This is a genomic window from Rhodospirillum sp. A1_3_36 (genome assembly GCF_047263945.1).
GTDB lineage: Bacteria > Pseudomonadota > Alphaproteobacteria > Rhodospirillales > Rhodospirillaceae > Rhodospirillum.
Window position 1 is genome coordinate 1 of sequence record NZ_JBLAVB010000055.1, and the last position, 4,543, is coordinate 4,543.

8 protein-coding genes are annotated in these 4,543 nt (G+C 64.1%); 2 read left to right on the top strand and 6 right to left on the bottom strand.

The genetic code is table 11. The features are described from left to right. The 6 genes from ACLIRY_RS26490 to ACLIRY_RS26515 form a co-directional block, all read right to left on the bottom strand. Positions 1-222 (bottom strand): hypothetical protein (locus ACLIRY_RS26490; protein WP_413208427.1); only part of this gene is annotated, 222 nt, incomplete at its 3' end. Next, complete coding sequence (locus ACLIRY_RS26495) at positions 219-821, bottom strand: lytic transglycosylase domain-containing protein (protein ID WP_413208428.1); 603 nt, start codon at positions 819-821, stop codon at positions 219-221. The genes ACLIRY_RS26495 and ACLIRY_RS26490, both read right to left, overlap by 4 nt. Further along, positions 809-1,306: a S26 family signal peptidase gene (locus ACLIRY_RS26500; protein ID WP_413208429.1), complete on the bottom strand. Its 498-nt coding sequence runs from the start codon at positions 1,304-1,306 to the stop codon at positions 809-811. The genes ACLIRY_RS26495 and ACLIRY_RS26500 overlap by 13 nt, the downstream gene beginning before the upstream one ends. Further along, a complete protein-coding gene (locus ACLIRY_RS26505; protein ID WP_413208323.1) occupies positions 1,303-1,542 on the bottom strand; it encodes a helix-turn-helix transcriptional regulator in 240 nt (79 codons plus the stop codon). Before ACLIRY_RS26505 ends, ACLIRY_RS26500 begins: the two co-directional genes overlap by 4 nt. Positions 1,543-1,709: 167 nt before the next feature. After that, entirely contained in the window at positions 1,710-2,015 is a 306-nt protein-coding gene (locus ACLIRY_RS26510) for a hypothetical protein (RefSeq protein WP_413208430.1), read from the bottom strand. A gap of 215 nt (positions 2,016-2,230) precedes the next feature. Next, positions 2,231-2,569: a DUF736 domain-containing protein gene (locus tag ACLIRY_RS26515; RefSeq protein ID WP_413208325.1), complete on the bottom strand. Its 339-nt coding sequence runs from the start codon at positions 2,567-2,569 to the stop codon at positions 2,231-2,233. 229 nt (positions 2,570-2,798) lie between these two features. Here ACLIRY_RS26515 and ACLIRY_RS26520 point away from each other — a divergent pair, with 229 nt between their 5' ends. Both ACLIRY_RS26520 and ACLIRY_RS26525 read left to right on the top strand, forming a co-directional pair. After that, positions 2,799-3,002, top strand: coding sequence for a hypothetical protein (locus tag ACLIRY_RS26520; protein WP_413208431.1), 204 nt, complete (start codon positions 2,799-2,801; stop codon positions 3,000-3,002). 670 nt (positions 3,003-3,672) lie between these two features. Continuing rightward, the gene (locus tag ACLIRY_RS26525) at positions 3,673-4,464 is read left to right on the top strand and encodes a hypothetical protein (RefSeq protein WP_413208432.1); all 792 of its coding nucleotides are present in this window, start codon (positions 3,673-3,675) and stop codon (positions 4,462-4,464) included. Positions 4,465-4,543 lie beyond the last annotated feature (79 nt).

Below are 4,543 nucleotides of genomic sequence, written 5' to 3' on the forward strand. Positions count from 1 at the left end.
TCCAACCGGTTGAGGGAAAACAGGGCGTTGCGGGGAGGCACCCTCCTGGCCCAGGGGCAGCCTCCGGAAAAAGAGACGTGCAGACAGAGAGATAGCCCCCTCCAGGAGGGCGGCCTTTAATCTTGCCTTATCCCGGTGGCACCCCTCCCCCTGCGCCGCCCGCCTTTGTCCTGCGATCAGGGTCCTCTCGCCGGACCGACGGCAACTGCGGGTTCCGCTCATTTCCGGTCCCCCTTGCAGGTCGTGAGGGGCACGAAAAGAAGGGCGTTTTGCGCACTCTTTTCGTCGTTTCCGGCCCCCTTTTTCACCGTGGAGAGCGGGAAAAAGAGGCCGCCGGATTGGCTTTTCGGCGTCTCCTTTTGATCGCCCGACAGCCTGTCCTGGATGCGTTTCAGGTAGGCTTTCGTTTCCTTGGGCAGGGTCCGTTCGCCCCGCAGATGGGCGGCGTATCGGGTGGGACCGGCGTTGTAGGCGGCGAACACTCCGGGGAAGCCGAAGCGGTCCCGGAGTTCGGCGAGATAGGCCGTTCCCGCCAGGATATTGGCGCGGGGATCGAAGGGATCGGCGCCCAGGTCTAGGCGCTTTGACAGGCTCGCCCAGGTGCCCGGCATGAGCTGCATCAGGCCCATCGCGCCCCGGGAAGAGACCGCGCGGGGGTCCCCGCCGCTCTCGGCGTCGATGACCGCGCGGATCCAGGGTTCGGGAATGCCGAAGCGCGCCGAGGCCTCCGAAACGGCGGCCCGCCAGGTGTCCGGCTCGGCGGCCTGAACGGGTGCGACAAGCAGCAAAGCCGCGACGATCAGGGGGATCAGCTTGTCCATAGCGGGGCGAGCCTCCCGATCACGAGGGCGCGCGGGACCGGGCCGAAATAGCGGCTGTCGAAGGAATCCGGTGGGGGCAGGAGCAGGAAGATCTCCTCCGCGCCCAGGCTTCGGCAGCCGCTCCAGCGGGGCATGGGACGTCCCGCGCGGTCCCGGACGAGGGGGCGGGCGGCCTCCTGTCCGTTGATGAAGAGTGCGCCCATCCGGGCACAGACAACGTCTCCGGCACTGGCCGCGACGCGTTTCACCAGGGGCACACCCACGGGCAGGTAGCCGCGTTCAGCGGCCAGCACCGCGACCTCCTCCGGCGGTCGAACGAGCACCCAATCGCCCCGCTCCACCGGCCCCGCGACAACCCAATAGAGGCCGATGGGCGCGCTCGCCGAGGCGTTCCAGACCAGCCAGGGCCGGACCTGTGGCAGGGCGGACAGGCCGAGGAACGCGACGCCTCCGACGGCCAGTCCCAGGGCGACCCGGCGCCTCATGACCGCTCTCCGTCGTCTGCGGTGGAGCCCTTGCCGCGCCCCTCGGACCAGGCGTCCAGGTCGGCGATGTGGTAGCGGACGTAGCGGCCATGCTTGCGGAAGCGGGGGCCGTTGCCGGTCAGGCGCATCTTCTCCAGGGTGCGGGCGGAGAGGCCCAGATAGAAGGCGGCCTGTTGGGTCGAGAGGAAGGGCGAGCCCTTGCGCGCCTCGGCCGCGCGTGTGCCGTGATCGGTCATCCCAAGGTCCTTTCGGTGTCCATCAAAGCGCCGGAGAGCGGTCCGCCAAAGGCGGTGTGTCCGGCGCGGATGGGCAAAGGATGGCGGGCCAGGGCGCGCTTGCTCAGGATCGGAAATGGGGGGTATCGAAAACGATCCCCCCCTTGTTGGGGGACGAAAAGCGGGGCTCACGGCCCCGCGTTAGCGGCCTTGGACAGGCGCGCCAGTGCCGCTTCCAGCGTCGCGATCTGGTGTTGGGCGGCGATCCGTTCGCGCTTGGGCAGACCGGCGCGCAGTTCCTGGGTGACCAGCCAGAGGGTCTCGCGGAGGTCGTCCTCCGTGTAGGGGAACCCCTGGATCGTGATGGACTGGGACATGGCGATATCCTCCCGAATGTGACCGTTCCCACCGTCGAGAACGGTCTCGCCGGTCATCCGGGCCGGGGCGGTCCAGGACGGCGAAGCCGCCGCATAGCGGGCGCGGGAGGGGCCCAAAACCGGAGGGCCGCGGAGCGGATCGGAGATTTTGGGAGGGACCCGCGATCCTTGACGGCCCCGTCAGGCCGGGTGGCACGATGGGACTGTCGAGACGAACAGCCCGTCGGTGCGACCGCACCGACACCGCATCCTTTCGGGACGGATCGACTGGATGGAAGACACGGAAAAGGCCCCACCGGATCGCTCCAGCGGGACCTTTCGGAGTGGGAGGCTCAGCGTTCGCGGGGCTCCCAGAGGGCGAGGTGGGTGGTGCCGTCTTCCTGGGGCGTCTCCAGCTTGACGAGGCGGGCGCGGACCCAGTTGGGACCGAATTCGGGGGCGGCGATCTTCAGGTTCAGGTCGGTCTCGCCGCTGGTCTTGGCGACCTGGCTCCATCCGGCGCCGACTTCATAACGCTGTCCGTTACCGGCATAGACGCGATAGTCGGGGGCGTTTTCGGACTGCCGGGAAACGGGATGGATGATCAGATTGGCGGTGACGTTGAGGGTCTTGAGGATGCCGGAGAAGTCGCCGCTGTCCTGCTTGGTGAACGTGCCGAGGGTGATGGCCATGGGGGTGATCCTTCGCTGTTCCTCACGGGGACCATCCCCGCGATGTCTCCAGCGGGAAAACCGCATAGGCGGGCCGGTTCACCCGGAGCGCAGCGGAGGGCCGAAACAAAGTGGAGGCCCCGCCCGACGGGGAAATGTGCAGCGCAAGCGGCCGCGAGGAGCCGACCGGAGGGAGGCGGGGACATTTCTCCGGACGGGCGGGTTGAACGGACCGGCGCGGGATTTACGCGTGAAAGAGACATGCCGGGATGGACACCGCTCGGAGGAAAAGCCGATGAAGGATCCCCTGGCCATTTCGCCGCGAGAGCCACCATGCGGGAGGGCTTGGCGGGAGCGGGATTTCCGAAGCCGGAACGGATTCCGCCTGCGTTATCCCTGTCGTATTGGCCGGATCCTGGAGCGCCCGGTCCTATCGCCGATGCCGGTTCGGTGATGGGAATGGTGGAGCTGGGGGAGGATATCATTCGTCCAAAAGCGAGCCCCACACACCTGTGACCAGAATCAACACAACCGATGCGTCTCAAACCGTCCACGGCCCGAGGAAAGCGGAAGCCAAGCGTGGAGACGGCTCCTTCCTCGCCCAGGATGCCGCGTTCCGCGCCTTCTCCGAATGCGCCATCAGAGCGCGCCAAACTAACGCCCCGTCGTTGATCCAACCGATCCGTGCCGATGTATTTCCCTTGTTGCGCCAGGGACGGAAACCCGAAGGGGCGAGACCACGAGGTGGGCTCGATTCACGACGGCCCGGCACGCGGGGACACCCCGCGTGGGCGCCCCAAGACCTGCTCTTCGCGGAGTTGGATGTCCCCTTTTGCGCCCATCGAAGCCGTTCTGTACTCAGTCGAGCCCCTCGTTAGCGGACATTGGAAAGGGTATACGCGGCTAAGGCAGGTTTGTTTTGCCTCGGATCTTGCGACACTCGGATTGCATGCCTACTCGGGTCCGCTTATATTAGTCACGCTCTTGGCATGAGCATGGCACTCGCCGTTCCGAAGCTGCTGGCAGCAATGCTGTTAAATCTTCTGCGAACCCTTTCAACAGACATTCGGGCTTGAAAGGCGGTTGGCGAGTGACGCTTGCGAATTCAAGCCAGGAGAATGGCTATGTTGATTGGTGACGTGCACCCCACGACGCTCGACGGTGTCAAGCGTCTCGCTACGGAGCTCCGCAAGGAGCAAGGTATCAAATATTCCGTTGCGCTCGATCTCGCGGCCAAAGCGGCCAACTGTACGAATTTCCGGAATGCCCAACGTACACTCCCCGCGCGGGGGGCGGCGCTAAAAATCCCCTATGTGCTGTTGACCATTTATTGGTGCGACAAGAAGCAACGATATCAGATCGGCCGCGAGACTCTCAGGGTCCAACTCTCGAAGCCCATTCTCGACCTCTGTGACAAATCCGCGCTCAAGAGTGTCCGAGGTTTTGGCAATCTTCGGATGGTCGCGGACGACCACTTTGTTTGTGACACGTTGGCCGAAACGCAAACCTATGCGCGCGAGCGCCTTTGCACCGCAGAGCGTTCGATTCGCTTCATGGAAGGTACGGGGCTACACCCCTTCCGCGACTATCGCACGGCTTATCCCAATGGCTCGGCCCATAATAAATTGCCAAATAGTGACCATGCGACTGACTGGGTCGATCCGACGAGCGGACAATTCATCCTGATCGACGAACCCTATAGCGGTGTCCCCGACGAAGCGAAGCGTGCGGCTTGGGCCACACAAGCCGGTTGGCGGATCATCAAGACTTCCTGGCCTGGCATGTATTATCCCCACAAGTGCGACCTATATGTCGCGACCGATAGCCGCAATGGCTATGATCTCGATGCCCTTGTGGCGAAGATCAATCCCGGAAAAGTCACGGGACCATCGCCCGACCTTAGAAAATATGAATGATAACAGTGAATTAGGTTATCATGGGGGGAGCGTGAAAATTTACAGGGTGTTTTTCGGGAATGCGTTTTTTCGATCACGG